Origin of the sequence: Paenibacillus sp. V4I7 (genome assembly GCF_030817275.1) — a bacterium.
Classification (GTDB): Bacteria; Bacillota; Bacilli; order Paenibacillales; family NBRC-103111; genus Paenibacillus_E.
The window spans coordinates 8,022,232-8,042,079 of record NZ_JAUSZD010000002.1 but is presented as its reverse complement, the minus strand read 5'-3'; the positions used below and the strand labels follow the sequence as shown (position 1 = coordinate 8,042,079).

General features: G+C 43.2%; 21 protein-coding genes and 1 pseudogene. 5 read left to right on the top strand and 17 right to left on the bottom strand.

The window, feature by feature from the left end; translation table 11 throughout:
* Positions 1 to 19: 19 nt before the first annotated feature.
* From QFZ80_RS37670 to QFZ80_RS37650, 5 genes are read right to left on the bottom strand one after another with little or no spacing between them, the layout of a single operon-like run.
* Positions 20 to 1,204: an acetyl-CoA C-acetyltransferase gene (locus tag QFZ80_RS37670; RefSeq protein ID WP_307549987.1), complete on the bottom strand. Its 1,185-nt coding sequence runs from the start codon at positions 1,202 to 1,204 to the stop codon at positions 20 to 22.
* On the bottom strand, positions 1,197 to 1,877 hold the full coding sequence (locus QFZ80_RS37665) for a 3-oxoacid CoA-transferase subunit B (RefSeq protein WP_307549989.1): 681 nt from the start codon (positions 1,875 to 1,877) through the stop codon (positions 1,197 to 1,199). Before QFZ80_RS37665 ends, QFZ80_RS37670 begins: the two co-directional genes overlap by 8 nt.
* A complete protein-coding gene (locus QFZ80_RS37660) occupies positions 1,874 to 2,581 on the bottom strand; it encodes a CoA transferase subunit A (RefSeq protein ID WP_307549991.1) in 708 nt (235 codons plus the stop codon). The genes QFZ80_RS37665 and QFZ80_RS37660 overlap by 4 nt, the downstream gene beginning before the upstream one ends.
* Before the next feature lie 41 nt (positions 2,582 to 2,622).
* The gene (locus QFZ80_RS37655) at positions 2,623 to 3,408 is read right to left on the bottom strand and encodes a 3-hydroxybutyrate dehydrogenase (protein ID WP_307549993.1); all 786 of its coding nucleotides are present in this window, start codon (positions 3,406 to 3,408) and stop codon (positions 2,623 to 2,625) included.
* 24 nt (positions 3,409 to 3,432) lie between these two features.
* The gene (locus QFZ80_RS37650; protein ID WP_307549994.1) at positions 3,433 to 4,812 is read right to left on the bottom strand and encodes a GntP family permease; all 1,380 of its coding nucleotides are present in this window, start codon (positions 4,810 to 4,812) and stop codon (positions 3,433 to 3,435) included.
* Between the two features lie 174 nt (positions 4,813 to 4,986).
* Between QFZ80_RS37650 and QFZ80_RS37645 the strand changes: the two genes are divergently transcribed.
* On the top strand, positions 4,987 to 5,877 hold the full coding sequence (locus QFZ80_RS37645) for a LysR family transcriptional regulator (RefSeq protein ID WP_307549996.1): 891 nt from the start codon (positions 4,987 to 4,989) through the stop codon (positions 5,875 to 5,877).
* Positions 5,878 to 5,888: 11 nt separating this feature from the next.
* Here the strand turns inward: QFZ80_RS37645 and QFZ80_RS39270 are convergent, their stop codons facing one another.
* Positions 5,889 to 5,972 carry a DUF3502 domain-containing protein gene (locus QFZ80_RS39270; RefSeq protein WP_373460463.1) on the bottom strand — a complete coding sequence of 28 codons (84 nt, stop codon included), beginning with the start codon at positions 5,970 to 5,972 and terminating at the stop codon, positions 5,889 to 5,891.
* A gap of 137 nt (positions 5,973 to 6,109) precedes the next feature.
* On the opposite strand from QFZ80_RS39270, the gene QFZ80_RS37640 reads away from it, so the two are divergent.
* The 3 genes from QFZ80_RS37640 (at position 6,110) to QFZ80_RS37630 (ending at position 7,539) form a co-directional block, all read left to right on the top strand.
* A complete protein-coding gene (locus tag QFZ80_RS37640) occupies positions 6,110 to 6,613 on the top strand; it encodes a hypothetical protein (RefSeq protein ID WP_307549997.1) in 504 nt (167 codons plus the stop codon).
* A complete protein-coding gene (locus QFZ80_RS37635) occupies positions 6,585 to 7,091 on the top strand; it encodes a hypothetical protein (RefSeq protein ID WP_307549999.1) in 507 nt (168 codons plus the stop codon). The genes QFZ80_RS37640 and QFZ80_RS37635 overlap by 29 nt, the downstream gene beginning before the upstream one ends.
* 277 nt (positions 7,092 to 7,368) lie before the next feature.
* Positions 7,369 to 7,539, top strand: coding sequence for a hypothetical protein (locus QFZ80_RS37630; protein WP_307550000.1), 171 nt, complete (start codon positions 7,369 to 7,371; stop codon positions 7,537 to 7,539).
* 179 nt (positions 7,540 to 7,718) lie between these two features.
* Here the strand turns inward: QFZ80_RS37630 and QFZ80_RS37625 are convergent, their stop codons facing one another.
* From QFZ80_RS37625 to coxB, 11 genes and pseudogenes are all read right to left on the bottom strand, one after another.
* On the bottom strand, positions 7,719 to 8,165 hold the full coding sequence (locus QFZ80_RS37625) for a hypothetical protein (protein ID WP_307550002.1): 447 nt from the start codon (positions 8,163 to 8,165) through the stop codon (positions 7,719 to 7,721).
* 425 nt (positions 8,166 to 8,590) lie between these two features.
* Entirely contained in the window at positions 8,591 to 8,770 is a 180-nt protein-coding gene (locus QFZ80_RS37620) for a hypothetical protein (protein ID WP_307550004.1), read from the bottom strand.
* Positions 8,771 to 9,252: 482 nt separating this feature from the next.
* A complete protein-coding gene (locus tag QFZ80_RS37615) occupies positions 9,253 to 10,845 on the bottom strand; it encodes an ATP-binding protein (protein WP_307550005.1) in 1,593 nt (530 codons plus the stop codon).
* 432 nt (positions 10,846 to 11,277) lie between these two features.
* The gene (locus QFZ80_RS37610) at positions 11,278 to 12,564 is read right to left on the bottom strand and encodes an ABC transporter permease (protein WP_307550007.1); all 1,287 of its coding nucleotides are present in this window, start codon (positions 12,562 to 12,564) and stop codon (positions 11,278 to 11,280) included.
* A pseudogene (locus tag QFZ80_RS37605) lies at positions 12,557 to 13,461 on the bottom strand (ABC transporter ATP-binding protein). Before QFZ80_RS37605 ends, QFZ80_RS37610 begins: the two are co-directional and overlap by 8 nt.
* A 122-nt stretch (positions 13,462 to 13,583) precedes the next feature.
* The gene (locus QFZ80_RS37600) at positions 13,584 to 14,045 is read right to left on the bottom strand and encodes a DUF420 domain-containing protein (protein ID WP_307550009.1); all 462 of its coding nucleotides are present in this window, start codon (positions 14,043 to 14,045) and stop codon (positions 13,584 to 13,586) included.
* A gap of 9 nt (positions 14,046 to 14,054) precedes the next feature.
* A complete protein-coding gene (locus QFZ80_RS37595; protein WP_307550011.1) occupies positions 14,055 to 14,912 on the bottom strand; it encodes a cytochrome c oxidase assembly protein in 858 nt (285 codons plus the stop codon).
* Positions 14,913 to 14,987: 75 nt separating this feature from the next.
* Positions 14,988 to 15,305: a cytochrome C oxidase subunit IV family protein gene (locus QFZ80_RS37590; protein WP_307550013.1), complete on the bottom strand. Its 318-nt coding sequence runs from the start codon at positions 15,303 to 15,305 to the stop codon at positions 14,988 to 14,990.
* A gap of 1 nt (position 15,306) precedes the next feature.
* Positions 15,307 to 15,921: a cytochrome (ubi)quinol oxidase subunit III gene (locus tag QFZ80_RS37585; RefSeq protein ID WP_307550015.1), complete on the bottom strand. Its 615-nt coding sequence runs from the start codon at positions 15,919 to 15,921 to the stop codon at positions 15,307 to 15,309.
* The gene (gene ctaD / locus QFZ80_RS37580; protein WP_307550017.1) at positions 15,918 to 17,789 is read right to left on the bottom strand and encodes a cytochrome c oxidase subunit I; all 1,872 of its coding nucleotides are present in this window, start codon (positions 17,787 to 17,789) and stop codon (positions 15,918 to 15,920) included. The genes QFZ80_RS37585 and ctaD overlap by 4 nt, the downstream gene beginning before the upstream one ends.
* 27 nt (positions 17,790 to 17,816) lie before the next feature.
* Entirely contained in the window at positions 17,817 to 18,833 is a 1,017-nt protein-coding gene (gene coxB, locus QFZ80_RS37575) for a cytochrome c oxidase subunit II (RefSeq protein ID WP_307550018.1), read from the bottom strand.
* A 277-nt stretch (positions 18,834 to 19,110) separates the two neighbouring features.
* On the opposite strand from coxB, the gene QFZ80_RS37570 reads away from it, so the two are divergent.
* Positions 19,111 to 19,797, top strand: coding sequence for a YhcN/YlaJ family sporulation lipoprotein (locus QFZ80_RS37570; protein WP_307563698.1), 687 nt, complete (start codon positions 19,111 to 19,113; stop codon positions 19,795 to 19,797).
* Positions 19,798 to 19,848: the final 51 nt, after the last annotated feature.

Here is a 19,848-nt window from a genome sequence, read left to right as displayed (position 1 = left end):
AACGGCTTGCTTCTTCCATTTATCCACGCTCGACCAACATCGCAACGCCTTGTCCGCCGCCAATACATAAAGCAGCCACACCCAGCTTGCCATCTCTCTTCTCCAGCTCATGCAGCAGTGTAACCAGAATGCGGGCTCCGCTTGCACCAATCGGGTGTCCAATGGCAATCGACCCTCCATTGACATTTAATTTCTCCCGTGGGATGCCCAGTTCGCGGCCAACAGCTAAAGACTGCGAAGCAAAGGCTTCATTCAGCTCAAATAAATCAACGCTATCGAGTCGGATCTCCGTTTTACGGAGCAATTTATGAACAGCATCAACGGGCCCCATTCCCATCATGGATGGTTCTAAGGCAGCGTTCGCATAGCCTTTGATGCGAGCTAAGGGCTCAAGCCCAAGCTCCTTAGCTTTATCCGCAGACATAACAACCAGCGCAGCGGCTCCGTCATTAATGCCAGAAGCGTTGCCAGCCGTAACTGTTCCCTCTTTTTTGAAAGCAGGACGGAGCTTGCCCAGAACTTCAGCTGTTGTACCTGCCCGAGGAAACTCATCTTGCGCGAATAAGACTGGATCGCCTTTTCTTTGCGGGATGGCAACAGGCACGATCTCATCCTTGAATCTGCCGGATGCAATCGCTTGCTCCGCCTTCAGTTGGCTCCACGCAGCAAACTCATCCTGCTCTGCACGTGTAACACGATGATGCTCCGCTATATTCTCGGCCGTGATGCCCATATGGATGTCGCACATCGCACACCATAATCCATCCCGAATCATCGAATCCACCATGGTGCTGTCACCGAGCCGCAGGCCTGAACGAGCCCCGGGCAGCAGATAAGGCGCCTGCGTCATATTTTCCATGCCGCCTGCCACCACGATATCCGCATCTCCAAGACTCACAGACTGTGCCGCCAGCATGACGGATTTCAGGCCCGAACCGCACACCTTATTAATGGTCATCGCTGGAACGAAATGCGAATACCCCGCCTTCAGCCAAGCTTGCCGGGCAGGGTTTTGCCCAAGTCCAGCCTGAAGCACGTTACCCATGATAACTTCGTCTACTTGGCTGTCAGTCAGATTAGCTCTCTTCAGAGCCTCTTGGATAACTGTACTGCCGAGCTGCGGAGCCGATATATCCGCCAACGCTCCCTGAAAGCTGCCAACAGCTGTGCGGACTGCACTAACAATAACGACCTCTCTACTCATAATGATCTCCTTTGCTCATCTGAGGTACATTTTGGAGAAGAGGACTAATTATAAAACGCGCTTCCGTGTTGGCGAGAACCTCTTCCATCGTTACTCCTGGCTGTAGGCTGGATAACACTATGCCCTCTTCTGTAAAATCAAACACGGCTAAGTCCGTGATCAGACGATTCACTACACTCTTGCCTGTCAATGGCAGGGTACATGCCTTTTTAACCTTTGACTCACCTGCTTTATTCACATGTTCCATAATAACAATGATCCGTTTGGCGCCGTTGACCAAATCCATAGCGCCGCCCATCCCTTTCACCATTTTTCCAGGAATCATCCAATTGGCAAGGTCACCATTCTCCGCTACCTCCATACCGCCAAGAATGGCCAAGTCAATATGACCGCCTCGGATCATAGCGAAAGATTCTGCACTATCAAAAAAAGAAGCGCCCGCCACAGCGGTTACCGTTTCTTTGCCTGCATTAATCAAATCCGGATCTTCTTCCCCTACGTAAGGGTAGGCACCGATGCCCAGAAGCCCATTTTCCGATTGCAGCATAACCGTCATTTCTGGTGGTATATAATTGGCGACGAGTGTAGGCAAGCCAATGCCTAAATTGACATACATGCCCTCTTTAATTTCCTCAACGGCGCACTTAATAATCGCTAAACGGTCATTTTTCATGCCGATACCTCCTTACTTCGAACGGTGAGACGCTCAATCCGTTTTTCATAGGACGCACCCTTTACAATCCGCTGCACATAAATACCTGGCGTATGAATATCGTCTGGGCTCAACTCGCCTACTTGCACAATTTCTTCAACCTCAACGATCGTCACTTTTCCCGCTGCTGCTGCCAACGGATTAAAGTTACGCGATGTTTTGCGGAAAACTAGATTGCCCAGCGGGTCAGCTTTCCAAGCTTTGACCAAGGCAAAATCACCGACAATCCCTTTTTCCAACAAATAGGTGCGTCCTTCAAACGTTTTGTGCTCTTTGCCTTCAGCAACTAAAGTGCCTACGCCTGAAGCTGTATAAAACCCTGGGATGCCGGCTCCGCCTGCGCGAATTCGTTCGGCAAGCGTTCCTTGTGGAACCAGCTCCACTTCGAGCTCCCCGCTTAAAAACTGCTGCTCAAACGTTTTGTTTTCTCCCACATAGGAGGAAATCATTTTCTTGATTTGTTTATTGGCCAGCAATAGTCCTAGTCCACAATCATCAACCCCGCAGTTATTGCTAACTACGCATAAATCCTTGGTCCCTTGCGCTTTAAGCGCAGCAATCAAGTTTTCAGGAATCCCGCAAAGCCCGAAACCGCCAACAATTAACGTAACTCCGTCACGAAAATCCGCTACAGCTTCCTCTATGGAAGAACATATCTTGTTCATGATGATTCATCTCCTATTCCTATCCCTAGGTTGTTCTATCTCTACTGTGCCGTGTAACCCCCGTCGATTAATAGGGAAGCTCCCGTTACACCTCGTAATTTATCGCTTGCAATTAACATCGCATAGTCAGCAATTTCCTCAACAGCTAAGAGGCGTCTTTGTGGAACCAAAGGGTAAATAACTTCTTCAAGGACACTTTCTAAAGGAACATTGCGCGTTTTCGCCAAGTCCTGTAACTGCCCTCTAACGAGCGGTGTATCTACATAACCCGGGCACAGTGCGTTCACTGTGATGCCGTGGGGAGCACCTTCGAGTGCTGCTACTTTCGTCAAACCAATCAGCCCATGCTTTGCGCTGTTATAGGCAGCTTTGCCTGCAAATCCAATGACTCCGTTGATCGAAGCCATATTAATGATCCGGCCAAAGCCTTGTTCCTTCATGATAGGGAACGCATGCTTGATGCCGATAAAAGCACCTGTCAGCATCACCTTTATCATGAATTCAAACTTTTCTACAGGGAAATCCTCAATGGGTGCAACATGCTGTAATCCTGCATTATTAACGAGGATGTCAAGTCTCTTATAGGTTTGAACCACGGTTTCAATGGCTTCGACAAATTGCTGCTCCTGCGTTACATCGCATTTGACACCTATAGCTTCAAAGCCTTCTTGCTGCAACTTCTGTGCAGCCAAATTCGCTTGTTCTCCATTTATGTCGGAAATGACCACCTTGGCCCCTTCCCGTGCATAAGTACGAGCAATTTCAAGACCGATACCGCTTGCAGCTCCCGTTATCAAAGCAACTCTATTTTCCAAGAACCTAGTCATTGCGCATACCTCCATCTTTAACTTTTAAAAAATCGATAAAATGATCGCGAGCACTAGAACCGCTGCTGTTTTGATAACCGTAATTGCGAAGATATCCTTGTACGATTGTCGATGTGTGAGACCTGTAATGGCAAGGAGTGTGATAACTGCACCATTATGAGGGAGCGTATCCATCCCTCCTGAAGCCATCGAAGCAATTCGGTGTAACAATTCGGGGCTAATTCCTGCTGCGCTTGCTGCCGCCAAATATTGTTTCCCCATGACTTCCAAGGCGATGGATAGACCTCCTGATGCTGAGCCCGTTACACCTGCCAACACATTAACAGAAATAGCTTCCGAGATAAGCGGATGAGAACTTAAGCCTAGAATCCAACCTTGGATAGCTTTGAATCCGGGTAGGGTTTTTACAACATTACCGAAACCAACCTCTGATGCTGTATTGAATATTGCAAGCAGCGCTCCCATTGCTGCAGCAGTCAAGCCTGCTGCCAATTTACTTTGAACAACACGCGCATTAATGCATATCGCAGACAGGATACCAATGCATAAGGCCACAATTAGCGCCCAGGAAGACGACACCGTTTTTACGTTGGCAATATTAAACGTTTTCAAAAGTTCTGCTGAATACCAGTTGTTTACTGTTAAGAAACCTCTGCTCAGCAAATAGTTAAATACCAAGACCAGTACTAACGGAATGATGGACACCCAAAGCTTAGGATACTTCTGATTCTCTAGCCCCTCAGGCTCATTCTTATGTCCTAAACCATAGCCTTCACCAGCAGCTTCTGCTTGTTTACGTCTGCGTTCCAACCAGAACAGCCCTAAGCCAAATACGATAAGGCCGCCGATAATACCAAGGATTGGAGCCGCGTAAGAATCCGTTCCGAAATAAGTTGTAGGAATAATATTCTGAATTTGCGGTGAACCTGGAAGCGCATCCATTGTAAAAGTAAATGCTCCTAAAGCAATCGTACCGGGAATCAATCTTTTTGGAATATTGGCTTCTCGGAAGATCGAAACAGCGAAAGGATACACTGCAAACGCTACCACAAATAAAGAAACACCACCGTACGTTAAGATACCACACGCAAGAACTACGGAAAGCATCGCTCTTTTGGATCCCAATGCCTTCACTAACGATTGCGCAATGGAGGATGCTGCACCGTTCAATTCCATCACTTTACCGAACACAGCTCCCAATAGGAAAATCGGGAAAAAGTTTTTCACATAATTCGCTGCGTTCACCATATACACTTCTGTATAGCTTGGCATTAAAGCAATTCCCGAAATCAATACAGCCAGCAAGGTGAAAATAGGTGCGAACACGATGACTGGGTAGCCTCTGTAAGCAAAAAACATTAGAAGGCCCAAGGATAACACAATCGCTACAATCTCAATAAACATGTTTTGTTCTCCTTTAATGTCATTTGTAAAGCGCTTCCAACTTGTCTGGTATGAATAAACCGTTTAAATTACATTTGGATTAATTTCAGTTTACATGCTGATTCTCAAGAGGTAAAATTCATATTTGGAATGACCATCATGAAAAAATGTTATAGGTCGGGGAGGGATGATCCTTTGGATTTACGCCAGTTAACTTATCTGCTTGAAATTGCTAAACATATGAATTTTACCAAAGCGGCCGAAGCCCTTCACCTCACACAACCAACACTGAGTAAAATGGTGAAAAATATAGAAGAAGAACTAGGCGCTACTTTATTTGATCGTTCAGGTAAGTATGTCCAATTGACCGACTCGGGAGAGATCGCCGTTCAACAAATTCAAGTCATCGTTCAGGCTGTCCAAGATCTTCATCACCTATTAGATGATGTCTCCAACCTAAAAAAAGGAACCATTACCATCGGGTTGCCCCCAGTAGTTGGTTCCGTTTTCTTTACACGAGTTATCGCAAAGTTCCAAATTAAACATCCGAATATCCATTTCCAACTTGTCGAAGAAGGCGCTAAAAATGTAGAAAACCTTGTGCAAAATCGAAAGCTTGATCTCGGAGTTGTGGTTGGGCCTGTAGACACGTCTAACTTTGAAACCTTGCCTTTTCTCTTTCAAAAATTAGCGCTCATCATCCATCGTTCTCATCCACTAGCTGAGCAATCCAGCGTATCTCTTTTGCAGCTTAGAAATGAACCCTTTATCCTGTTCCCAAGCGGCTATGCCGTTCGAAACCATGTCATTCATGCCTGTCGATCCGTTGGATTCGATCCTTCCGTTGTCTACGAAAGCTCGCAGTGGGACCTTTTGGCTGAAATGGTTGCTTCGAATGCAGGTATCTCCATCATACCCGAGACGATTTGCAGTAAAATCACTTGTCCCGAAGTACTTACGTTACCTTTAACAGAGCCTTCTATTCCCTGGAATCTAGTTATTATTTGGCCGAAGGATCACTACGTCTCATATGCTATGCGTGAGTTTATTTCGTTTAGCCAAGAGCTGTCGGAGACAGAAACCTGACGTATCTAGCCTTATTTATTCGACTTCTTCCATTCATTATACTGTTTCTGAGCTTCTTGGATAACTTTATCCATACCAGCCGATTTAAACTTCATCGGACTATGTTCTTGTCACCCGACAAAACCTACAAAAACCAAAAGCACCCTGAGCTCTCTACACCGCGAAGTTACATATTTCCCCATTAATTGGAGCATGGTAAGAAGATAATCGCAACCTGAAAGGGGACCCTGTAATGCCGACTCTCCTTATCGCTTTTTTTATCAGCATGATCGGCATCGCATTGATTCCTGTTCTACGGAAGACGCTGCATCCGCTGGAAATATTGTCGTGCGGCTTATTAGTAGCTTCCCTAGAGCAGTTCTCCTATGCCATACTGACCGTGAACCTGCGGCTGTTGAATGTGAGTGACAATCCGTTCGAATTTATTGCATTGAAGCTGGAACAGATTATCCTCGCTCCACTCCTTATTCTGTTTGGTTTATTTGTGCTCTTTTCCAAATCAGGAAAGCCTTTTCTTAAAGCGATAGCATTGGCAGTCACCGTTGTTCTCCTTTGGGGCGTGCAGTATTTGTATCATCTAAGCGGCACCGTTCAATTTGTTAAATGGAAATGGGAATACGTATGGATCAGAGATGTTGCGTTACTTGCCATTTACATTATGTTTCTCGCGTTATTGCGAAAATTTTTACGATGGCAGGAGGTGTCCGATGATCCTGTATCCTCCGATTCGCTTTGATGCAAACGAATGGTTCATCCTGATCATATCCGTGTTTTCGTGGGGTATTTTCTTGCTGCTGCCGAACCGCCTGTCTCTCGTCAGCATATTTATCATTTGGCTGTTTAACGGATTGCTGGCATTTACAGCCGATTTTTCCATCGGCGTCAAGCCATTCGATCTTTACGATTTCGGCGATCGGCCAGAATTCGAGTGGTTCGATATCATTCTCTATCTGTTTACCTATCCGCCTACACCTTTTTTCATGCTGCACTTTTATAAAAAATGGATGCCTGCGGGATGGCGTCTCTTCGGATATATTTTCTTATTCAGCCTATTAACGGTTGGGCTCGAAGGAATCTCAACCTATTGGTTTCACGCCTTTACCTATAAGGGCTGGAAGCTGTGGTACTCGGGTCCGATCTATTTGATCATTTTTGCCTTGAACCTTCTGGTATTTCGCTTTGTGCAGCGTTACGTGCCGGAACGGAAAAAGTAACTCGCCGCCAGTCCTCGTAAAATTCGTTGACACTTGCATAGCGCTCATCCCGAGGTTGCGATAAGAAGAACTTTGATGAACTTAAGGATGAACTATACCCGTTTATACTAGAGGATTTATTGCACTTGCCCAGGTATAACAGTATGAATTTACTCAAAAGTAAGGATGGATATGCGAGATTTATTACCAAGTTACCAAGGTCTGTATCCAGTGTGTAATTTTGTATATAGATGGGGACTATACGGATAGATAAATCAATTCAAAAGGAGGTTTCAACGTGACTGATAAAAACATTACTGAACAAACAGCTTTTGAGACAGCAGGTATTCCTACTCCATCCGATCAAGAAAATATTGCAGCAACAGATAAAATTAGTGAAATGGTCAAGGGTATTATGGACAATATTGAGCACGCGTTTTACCCCGAAGCGGATGGGAATCAAGAGTAATGAATGACTTTTTTTCACCTGTCATTGATTGTTGTTGAAGCATCTCATTCACCTAATCGATTTGATACTTTAATTATATAGAAAAAAGGTACAGAACCTCAAAAATTTGAGGTTCTGTACCTTTTGCATTTAAGAGGGACTTTTTCAGTGGCCTCCAGTTTAGGAAGGGAAATTCTTTTTTATTGAAGATTTTGTATTGTTGTGGCAGTGGACTGTTCTTGCTGTAAAGTTTTTTGTGCTTGTTGAAGGGTTTGTTCTGCTTGTTGTAGTTGTTGTGCACTAGTTGCAGCGAGCTGATGAGCCTGTTGTGCCAATTGGTCCGCTTGAACCGCAGTTTGAAGGGCTTGGGTTGCTTGTTGGGTCACTTGCTGAGATTGTTGTTGTACCTGTTGATTCAATTGCTGAGATTGTTGAATAGTTTGCTGAGCTTGTTGCTCAACTTGTTGAGCTGTTTGATGAGGGTTCAATGTTTTTACGGTTTGAGCTGTTGCTTGAGAAGTTAAAGCTTGTGCTTGGATAGAAGACGATGCTTGGTTTGCAGCTTGTGTTACAGCATTCGATGCTGCTTGAGCTGCCGCGTCAACGACTTGTTTAGTCTTATCTTGAATATTATTTTGGTTGTCCAATTTATTCGCCTCCTTTATTCGGGTGTACCCTTCAATATAATTAATAAAAGAGGCTGAAGTTATACCTTGAAATTTAAGTTTAGAGGAATATATTATTTAGGGGGGATGTCATCATGGAATACTTGTGTAAAGCATAATGAAACGGGCGATGAGAGAACTTTGATTCCTGCTGTTCCAATAGTCTTACAATTACCATAAAATCAATCCTTTGTAACTACATCTAAATTTAATCAAACATGCGGTCAATAGAAGAATGATTTTTTCAATTTCTGCCCTTTACTGCCTATTAGCTTAAAAAGGCCAACGTCGTTACGGCCGCCCATAAATCTAAGCAAAGGAAAAAGCACCGCAACGGGTGCTTAGGGTTATTAATCCTTTTTAAAGTTATCCAATTGATTCAACTTACGTTAACGACCTGCCTCAACTCAAATACTGTTTATCGTGGTTCCTATGTTCTCCATTACCTCTTTTGTTCGTTCCTTTAGACTTGGCTCACTTGGAATCTTTTCAGTTGCCTGTCCATCCAGAATTATCGCTGCTTCATCACCATTCATTTCGTTTCGATCCTTAGTATGGATAACCGTTTTGTGCCCGCTTTTTTCCATTTTTGACTCCTTTGTACCTGCTAGTGTTTAAAAACACGATACTATTATTCCGATATCTCAATCCTTTATGCAAATAATTTATTTGTTTTAGCTGACCCCAGACTGAAATTGTAAAACCTTCGCGGCTTTTTAAATTAGATAATCAGAAGCCTACAAAAAGACTGAGACGATAAATGAAACAGCGGCGGGCTAGGAGTGAAATAAAGTGTCTAGACTGCCGCTTCCACTATTTAATTGCTATTGTTCTGCGTTTGCTCAATGTTTACTGGGTCAAGCAAACGTAGTGGCTGCTAGATTCGCCTTAGCATCCCGCACATCCCGTGCAACGTAGTACATATCGAGGCAGCCTAGAATTAAACAAAAAAAGAAGACGGATCCCGTCTACTAAATTGTTCGTCATCTTTTGAAACGTTATTCGATTAATCAATCAACGAAATATTATTTCATTGATTGATAAAAGCTCCCCTCCTCTGCATTCTTTACTATGCAAGCGGTAATGTAACCTCGAACCGAGTTCCATATCCTTTACGAGAGGTAGCTGTCATATTTCCCTTATGATTTTCAATGATACGGTAACAAATAGATAATCCAAGACCTACACCATTTTCTTTTGTTGTAAAAAATGGATTAACGATTTGATCAAGTTCTTGCTTCGTCATTCCCACGCCATTATCTTCAATGATGATCTTAAATTCTTGATTATCAGGAACTAACTCAGTACATAGTTTAATAAATCCATTTTTTTCAATGGATTCGATTGCGTTCTGAAGAAGGTTAACTAGTACTTGTTTAATCTGAGAAGGGTCAATCATCGCTATCGTTAATTCGTCATCATAGATAGCTGTAATTGAAGTGTTTTTTAAAATGGCTTGACTATCCATAAAGCGTATGGTGTCTTTCAATAATTCTTTCATATCAATTGCTCTTCTCTCTGGAGTACTAGGCTTCGCCATAACTACAAAATCGGAGACCAACTGTTTCATACTTTGAAGTTCCGTATTAATTAAATCAACGTATTTCTGAAATTTTTGTTGATCATTAGACTGCTGTAAGAGTTGGAAGAAACCAATAATAGAGGTTAATGGATTCCGAATCTCATGAGCTAATCCAGCTGCCATTTTCCCTATTGCCGAGAATTTTTCCGAGTTAATAATTTGCTTTTCCAAGATTACTCGATCTGTGATGTCACGAAACTGAGCGAATGCACCAAGCAATTCACCACGTTCATTTAAGATTGGCAGCACATCAAAGAGACACACATTTTCTTGATCTAATGAATAACGAAAAGTGAGCTCGATATTTTCACACTGCTTACGATATTTGAGTGCTTGATAGAAATAACCTCCAAAATGTTCAAATGGAAAAACCGGTGTCCCTGTAACACTCAAACGATTTCTTCCCGTTATTTTTTCTGCGTAAGCATTAAATTCTGTAATGATTCCTCTCTCATCCGTCATGATGATACCATTTCGCATATTATCGACTACAAGCTGCTGTATGAGGTTTTGATTATGATTGGTGAGGCGTAGTGACAATTCTCGCTCAATAGAGTCCACCATATTTGCAAGCAGTGCTAAATAAGTATGATTATGATGCTCAACAGAAGTCATGATTGAAATAGCACCTGAGAGGTTGTGGTAATTTGTGAAATGGAACGGGACGCAGTAACAAGCTGCATTCTCCAACATCGTATGGTAGTGTTCGGCACCTATAATTTGAATAGGCTTTTGTTCTTGAAGTGCCAGAGCTACCACGTTTGTCCCCATAAATTCTTCATCGAACTTAATGCCATCTTGGATGCCTAATTGATTTATCATCGACTTCATCGACTTGTCACCATAGTTATCTAAAATGTAGCCAGTGTCATTACTGACAACTATTAGATGAGGCGTCCCCGACAAGAATGCTAATATTTTTTCTGCAAAATATTTGGTGACAGCAAGGATATCCCTATATTTATCCTTCTCTTCATGAAGTTGTAATGTTGACAACTTAAAGCCCGGCTTAGGTATTTTCTTGGGGTCCATCCCCTGTTCCAAACACCTTTGACGGGAATTTACGATCCATTTATTCATATGATTCTCCTCAATTTAATAACAACTTGAATTTAGCAGACTTGCATGCTAAAGCCCCTCGTTTTCCGAAGGGCTGAAACTATGTCAATCACAACAGTTCCTGTACCGCCTCCCGTTGATTTATAGCGATCTCTTCCTCTTCCAACTTCTAATGGACTATGGATTGCGTTTCATTTTCGGGATAACTTCTTATGATGCTTGAAATATACCATTTGTCAGGGATATAGAAAGCAACACCACCCCAATCATTAGGGTCGATCTCAATCAAAGCACAATCTGTACATGATCAGGAATTCCTTCATCTCCCTTGATAAATACCGTTCCTTTTGCTGATGTATTTAAATCTGTTGAATCGGAATTTACGCTAAAACTTCTCGCCTGAACTACTTTTCGTTGACTGAATCTGCTGCTGCTGCTGCAGACGATATCTCTCTACACCTTATAGGCCCGCATCGCCTTCCGCAGCTCTCGCCACGAAGGACGTTTGCCGTACATCAACACGCCTGTGCGATAGATCTTAGCAGCAAGCCAAGCCATAGCACCGATAGATGCCAATTGAATGGCGATGGAGAGCCATATTTGCCAAATAGAGGGACTACTCATCCCTATTCGCAGGAACATGATAAGTGGCGAGAAGAACGGTATGAATGACATCGTAACAACGAATCCGGCATTCGGGTTGTTCAGTCCAAACATGGCAATCATGAAGGCTGCCACGATGAGCAGGGTGACTGGCATAATGGCCTGCCCCACATCTTCCGTACGGCTAACAAGTGAACCTACAGCTGCAAAAACAGTTGCGTATACGAAGAACCCCAAGAGGTAAAAGATTAAGAAATATACGATCAGCGATATTTGTAGATCGGACCAATTAAGGTGCAGCTCCGTAATTAGTTTACTGCTGCCAGAGAGACTTATATTGATAGCTATTACGGCAATCAGCAGAGCTACTTGCGATAAAGCCAGCAGACAGATCCCGATGATTTTACCGAACATCTGCTTGAGTGGTGATACGCTAGTGATAAGCAATTCCATTACACGAGAGCTTTTCTCTGCTGTAATTTCCATCGCAACCATGTTGCCAAAGCCGATTACCCCCATGTAAAGCATAAATAGCATCGCATATACAAGCGCGTAGGACATCACCATTTGGGATTCTGTTTTACCAGACGATGCCGTGTCATTCGTAGAGATTTGCACGGTCTCTAAGGAAACCGGCGCTTGAATATTAGCCTTTTGTTCAGCCGCGAGACCTGCTCCTTGTAGGGCCGAGTCTGTTTTAATAAGCTGAAGAGCTGTCTGAAGCTTGCCCTTTAACGAAAATTCCATCGTGCCTTCGGATTTATATACGATTTTCGGAAAACCAGCTGCAATTGCATCTGTAAATTCCAAATAGCCTTTGATCTTCTTATCAGCAATTTGCTGCTTGCCTAAAGCTTCATTCGCTGCAGCATTGCCCGCATCCTGAAGTGGAATAATGGCAATATCCGGATTCGGTTGATTTTTATAAAATGCCGCTAGCTTACCAGCAAGCTCTGTTTGTTTGCCTCCAAAGACACCAATCTTCGTCGCTTCATGGGAGGAAAGTTTATCAATAAGTGCAGGTAAATGAATCATAATGGATAATAGTACAATCAGAATCACACTCATCACACGAAACGATTTGGACCGAAAACGGGTCATGAAAGTGAATTGAATTACGGTCATGATCCTATTCATGTGCGCTCCCCACCTTCTGAATAAAGATTTCATTTAACGTTGGCTCCATCAACTGAAACCGATATACGTTTGACTGTGCCATGGCATGTCTGAGAATATACTGCGCCGCAGCAGCATCATTAATGCGTATCTCATACCGGTTAGATGTTTTTCAACTGCAGTAACGCCTTGGAGCTGCTCTAAACCTTCAATCGATTCCTCGGTTTCGAGTATGATTCTTTCTTTAGGAAACGTTGCTTTGATATCTTTCAAGCTGCCTTGCACAAGCGTATTGGAACGATGCAGAATGCAAATATGCTCGCACAGCTCCTCCACATGATCCATGCGATGACTGGAAAAGAGAATCGTCTTTCCCTCGTCACGTAAGCTTTTCACTGTTGTTTTCAGCAGCTCCACATTCACCGGATCGAGTCCACTAAAGGCTTCATCCAGAATTAGTATTTCCGGGTTATGTATGACCGCAGCGATGAATTGGATCTTCTGTTGGTTTCCCTTGGATAGCTCCTCCACCTTCATGTTGTAGTATTCGGGGACATCAAATCGCTCCAACCACAGCTTCAAACTTGCATCGGCTTGTTTACGGGAAAGACCACGAAGCTCCGCTAAATAGATGATCTGCTCGCTAACTTTGACCTTCGGATATAAACCTCGTTCCTCTGGCAAATAGCCCATCAGCTGTCTCAGCTCTTCCCGATAGCCTTGACCATTCCACTTTATGCTTCCATGATCCGGATATATGAGACCCAATACCATCCGCATCGTCGTTGTCTTCCCTGCTCCATTTGCCCCAAGCAACCCATATATCTCTCCCTGCTTTACGCGAAGCTGGATGTCATTCACTGCCGCTTTTTCCCCGTATTGCTTCGTAACATGATCAACGATCAAAGGATATGTCACCAATTAACCACCTTCCTTAGAAAACAGGATTTGTACATGAATTAGTTTACCATAATATTTGGAAAAAAACGGAACAAAAAAAGCCGAATGATGTGAGCAAAACTCACACATTCAGCTTCTCCTTACAAGCCAAAAATTGCATCAATCATTGGCTTCGTTGTTCCACCTGGATACATCAAATACAGCAAAACATATACCATGACGCCTGTAGGCGCCGTAAGCAGCCATACAATCGCGGCGACTCGTCCGATTTTTTTATGTTTTAGAAATTTATTTTTGTAAGCAAACCATAATGTGATTAGACCTAGAACTCCACCCAGCGTTGCCAGCGTAATATGGAAGAACAAGAATAAATGGTACGGCAGCTTCAAACTCTCAGGCCCGCCAAATGCCGTGTTTCCTTCAAACAAGGTACGGGACATGTAAATGATGAAAAACGCCACTGCGAAGATTGCTCCAAGAACCATCAGCTTTTGATGTGTTTCTCGATTCCCTCTCACAATATGATACCAGCCGAAACCAACAAATATGGCACTGATAACGATAAACATCGTAGAAATAGTTGGTAAAATGTGCATCTCCATAAATCCTTTCTAAGCGCGATTCCAATTCCCGCCTTGTTTATTCATGCTCTCTTGTGCCTCAATACGATCCATATCGTCATCTTCTTTACGCTCTCTACGGTACCATCTAAAGAAAATATAGGCAAGTGTAGCTCCATAGACGATTTCTTGGATGATTTTCATGATAACACCACCGAGCTGCTGATCATCGAGAGGTGATAAATGTGCGAAAGGCACAGTGACATTCGAATACATATCATAAATGACCGAATCCGCAAAAATGATTAGCGCACAAGCAGGTGTCAACAACATACCATTGCCGAAAATATACGCCAATTTCTTCAGGTCATTCAAGCGATTCAGCTCCGGAAGTGGACAAAATACAGGGAACCACATCATGAGCGCAGTAAACAGAAGCATCGTATGATAACCAAAAAGTAACACATCATTCTTCATCAAACCGTCCATAATAAAAGGCATATGATAGATGGAGAAGAGCATGTTGAACAAAAACAGTGCGATCAAAGGCCGCGTGAAAAAGGAAAGTAGGCTGCGGAAGACTGGATTTTTCATGAAAAGTCGGAGCAACCAGGCAGGTGTTCCTAACCAAATAAATATAGGAACTATTAAATAGAGAATAGTTTGCTGAAGCATATGCACACTAAACAAATAATGATGACCGATGTAGTTAATCGGACTCCCTTGTCCAATGTAGAACAGAGCAAGCCCCATATAGAAATATAGCTTCTGTTTATCCGAAACTGGCTCGGCATCTGCGAAATTCCCATTCCCCTTAGCGACAAATCGACTATACACATATCCGACAACGACGACCACCAACAGTATAACAGGATTCCACAACTCGAAAAATCCACCAATTTGGTTCATAGCTAATCTCTATCTCCTTTCAACTAAAAAAAGAGGAGGCACTTTGTCTAGACAAAGTTGCCTCTTCCTGCTTTCTTACCACCACATCCAATATACCGCTGTAACAACTCCTGTTAAAGCTACAAACGCTCCTGCCCCGATAAAAATGAGCGGGAATAAGTGTCCTCTTTCTTTGGCATGCATCCAGAACAGAAGCTGGATAACTGCTTGCACAATACCCAAGGAAACGATGAAGATTAAAATAAAGGAACGATCCAAGTCTCCATAAAGAACAACCGCGAATGCCAACATCGTGAGAAGAATCGAGATAATGTAAGACAAGTAGTGGTTTAAAGGTGATTCATGCTTAACTCGTTTGCTAGGTGCGTGTGTATCATGAGAATTGCTGCTCATCTTAGTGACCCACCTTCCCCATCAGATAAACGACTGTGAAGATAAATACCCAGACCAAGTCAATAAAGTGCCAATACAAGGCTGCTACATAAAACTTAGGTGCAGTAACAACCGTAAGACCTTTTTTGAATCCCTGTAGAATCAACAGAGTAATCCAACAAATTCCGAATGCTACGTGTGCCCCGTGGAACCCAACTAACGTATAGAAAGAGGTTGCAAAAGCACTTGTCGTGAACTTATGACCTTCGTGCACATACTCAACGAACTCATAGATCTCCAGCCCCAAGAATGCAAGACCAAACAACACCGTAACTCCTAACCAGAATAACAATTGACCAAGCTTATGTTTGTGCATGGCGATAATCGCGAATACACTCGTTAAGCTGCTTGTTAAGAGAATGAATGTAGACAACCCAACGATACTCAGGTTAAAAATTTCATCCGCAGTAGGACCGTCCGGAACAGAGTTCCGAAGCGCAATGTAAGTTGCGAATAAACAACCAAACAATACAACCTCTGCACCTAGGAATAACCAAAAACCTAGGACTTTATTTTTCCCTTCGAGGGTAGCCGTTTCCGGATTAGCAGGCAGTGTGCCCGTATGATGAGTACTCATGCCTTTACCCCCTTGTCATCTTCAAGCTCTTCTTTTTCAATATGCCAACCATGATCGTCATATACCGAACGTAAGAACATTGCGATAAATGTAACTACGATACCTGCGCCAGCTACCCAATAGTTTTTGTACATAAAGCCAAAGCCTGAAATGAATAACCCAATGGACATAACAAGCGGTAATATCGATGCGGAAGGCATATGAATCGAACCTACAGGTTCTGCCGGAGTCATCTCTTTATTACCAGCCATTTTTTCTTTCCAAAGTGCGTCTAAACCGCGAACAAGCGGCGTTTGTTTGAAGTTATACTCAGGTGCAGGTGAAGGAATCGCCCACTCTAATGTACGACCATCCCATGGATCTGCCGGAGCCGACACTGGTTTTCTTGCTGTTGCAATGATGTTGATAAGGAATACTAATGTACCAATACCCATCAAGAAGGCACCTACGGTTGAAACCAAGTTACCTACTTCAAGATCATATCCCGGTTGGTACGTAAAGACACGACGCGGCATTCCCATAAGTCCCAAGAAATGCTGCGGGAAGAATGTCAAATGGAAGCCGATGAAGAACAACCAGAAATGCAGTTTACCCATTCCTTCATTCAACATACGTCCAAACATTTTAGGCCACCAGTAGTAAAGACCCGCGAACAAACCAAGTATTAGACCACCGACGATAACATAGTGAAAGTGTGCGACAACGAAATACGTATCATGATACTGGAAATCTGCTGCCGGAATGGCAAGCATAACCCCAGTTGTTCCACCCATTACGAAGGTCGGAATAAAAGCTGTTGCGAAAATATTCGCTGTTGTGAAGCGAATTTGTCCACCCCAGAGCGTGAACAACCAGTTAAAGATTTTCACACCAGTTGGAACTGCAATCGCCATTGTAGCAATCGCGAAAATGGAGTTAGCAACTGGACCTAAACCAGATGTAAACATATGGTGAACCCAAACCATGAAACCGAGGAAACCAATTAATACTGTTGCAAAAACCATGGAGCTATATCCGAAAAGACGTTTCTTCGAGAAAGTTGAAACGATCTCAGAAATGATACCGAAAGCTGGAAGAATCAAAATGTAAACTTCAGGATGCCCGAAAATCCAGAATAAATGCTCCCATAGTACGTTATTACCGCCTCTGGCTGCATCGAAGAATGCTCCGCCAAAAATGCGGTCAAACATAAGTAGCACAAGGGCAACCGTAATCGCAGGGAAAGCAAGAACAATCAACCCAGAAGTAACGAAAGCAGACCACGTGAACATCGGCATACGCATATACGTCATACCTGGTGCACGCATGTTAATGATGGTAACGAGGAAGTTAATCCCACCGATTAGTGTACCAATACCGGCAATTTGTAAGCCGAGTACATAGAAATCAGTACCTTGCAAATTGTTTTCGATTGTTGCTCCCCAACCGCTATCTGTTATCGAGGACAATGGAGCGTATCCTGTCCAACCGGCATCTGGTGCGCCACCCAAGAACCAACTCGTGTTCATTAGGACGCCACCTGCTATGAACAACCAGAGACCAAGTGAGTTAACGAAAGGGAACGCAACGTCCCTTGCACCAATTTGTAGAGGAACGATGGCATTCATGAATGCGAAGATAATCGGCATAGCCGCAAAGAAAATCATCGTTGTTCCGTGCATCGTTGTTAATTGGTTAAATGTATCGCCGATAAAAATTTGTTGATCAGGATATGCAAGTTGAATCCGGATCAAGATGGCCTCAAGTCCTCCTACGAGGAAGAAGAAGCCGCCCGCTATTAAGTACAGAATACCGATTTTCTTGTGATCGACTGTAGTGAGCCAATCCATCAAACCGCTGTATTTTTTTACTGGATGAGAGTGAGCCAACGTATTAACCTCCTTTACCTGAGAAGCTTATTTCAAAGTCTGTAAGTACTGTACAATATCATTAATTTGAGCATCATCAAGCTTGCCATTCGCTTCTTTACCAAAAGCCGGCATTTTGTTGCCTGGTTTTAGATCTTGCGGATTTTTGATCCACTCTGCCATTTTTTCTGGCGTGTGTTCCAGAATCCCAGCAAGTGTATCGCGATCTGCGAAACCTTTGAGGTTAGGAGCAACTCCAGGACCATTAGCATTAACAGCGTGACAAGACATGCAATTTTCTTTGAAAAGCTCTTCCCCTTTTTGTGCAGTTGCCGGCACAGTAACAGGAGCTTTCATTTTCGCTACCCATGCGTTGAAATCAGCTTCCGTCTTCGATTCGACTGTAAAGTTCATTAAGGCATGCGAGGCTCCGCAAAGCTCTGTACATCTACCTTGGAACGTAGCGATTTCATCTGCTTGCAAGTAAAGCGTATTCGTGATTCCAGGATTTGTATCTACTTTACCGCCCAGGGACGGTACCCAGAAAGCATGAGCTACGTCAGCCGAAACAAGTTCAAATGCAATGATTTTATCCTTAGGTACGACAAGCTCTTGAGCTGTAGCGATGCCTAGATCGGGATATTCAAACTGCCACCAGAATTGATGCGCAGTTACTTTGACATGAACCGCTTCTTTGTCCTTATTGTAATTCGTTGAATGCTTAAATGTGTAGGTCACCGTTGGTACCGCAAGTACTAACAGAAGGAGGATCGGAACGACTGTCCAAATAATCTCAAGCACATGGCTACCTTCAACTTGCTTAGGTACGCTATTATCACCTTCACGCTTACGAAAGCGAATTAACACATACACATAAATTGCAAATACGACAATTACGACAAAAACCATGATAAAGAGACTTAATTTCATTAAATAAAGCTGCTCGGATGCAACAGGTCCTTTTGGCACTAAAGCAGACAAGGTTGGGTCTCCACACCCGGTTAGCAAGAACGTCATTGCCGCTAATAGAGGCACCAGACGCCATAACTTTTTCAATCGACTCATTGTATCAACCCCACTTTAAAACAATATTTTTACCACGAAGGCCATGCCCATGTCAATTCACTTTATTAACTATAAATTCGTGAAAAGTTTTTGTCAATCGCTGGAGGGAAGTTCACAAATTGTTCTTAAACCGCACTGTAGCGATATATTTTCCCTCCATGGTTATTTCCATACACCCGCCTCTTTATGCATAAAAGCCTTTATTTGTGAACACGAATAAAAGCGCAGAAACATCCCATCCTATAAACATTACAACGAATATGGGAGGTCTCTTTTGATGCTCAGGAAGTTAGGTTTTCCGATTTGTGGAATGATATTCCTCCTGCTGACAATTAGCGGTTGTGCAGAGAAAGGAAGAGAATATGGAAAAAGTCCCGATCACACGAATTTTGGCGCCCCTGTCGAAAAAACGGAGGAAACAGAGCGATCTTACCAAACCCAACAGCTCTATGGGCCTGTTACACACAACAATACGAAGCTCGAATACAGTCAATTTCTTTCTAATCAATTACATGCCATGAATGGGGTTAATACTGCCATCGTTATGACTACAGATCAGAATGCCTACGTAGCTCTAATGATTGATAGCAGTGCTGTAGGTACCAAGGGTACCACCAGAGAGACGAATAATCAGGGTACTAGCAAAGGTTTTTATAATGATAATGCGCCATTCAATGATTACCTGCCATCCAACGATCTGAACAATGGCTACAATAATTATGAAACCGCCGTGCATCATGATATGCTTTCTCACCGATTCAAGCAAGCCATGGCCGAGAAAATTCGTACGCTGCAACCGAACATCATGGATGTATATATTTCGGCAAACCGTGATTTCCTTAATAAAATGAACAACTATGCCCAAGAAAGCTGGAAAGGCCATTCGCTCATGCCGTTATTAACTGATTTCAATCAAACAGTTACTCGTATTTTCGGTACAGCGCAAGTGTTGCCTGAAGACTAATGTCGCAGCACATTTCATGAATTAAGCAAAATTTCTTCTATATATAATGTA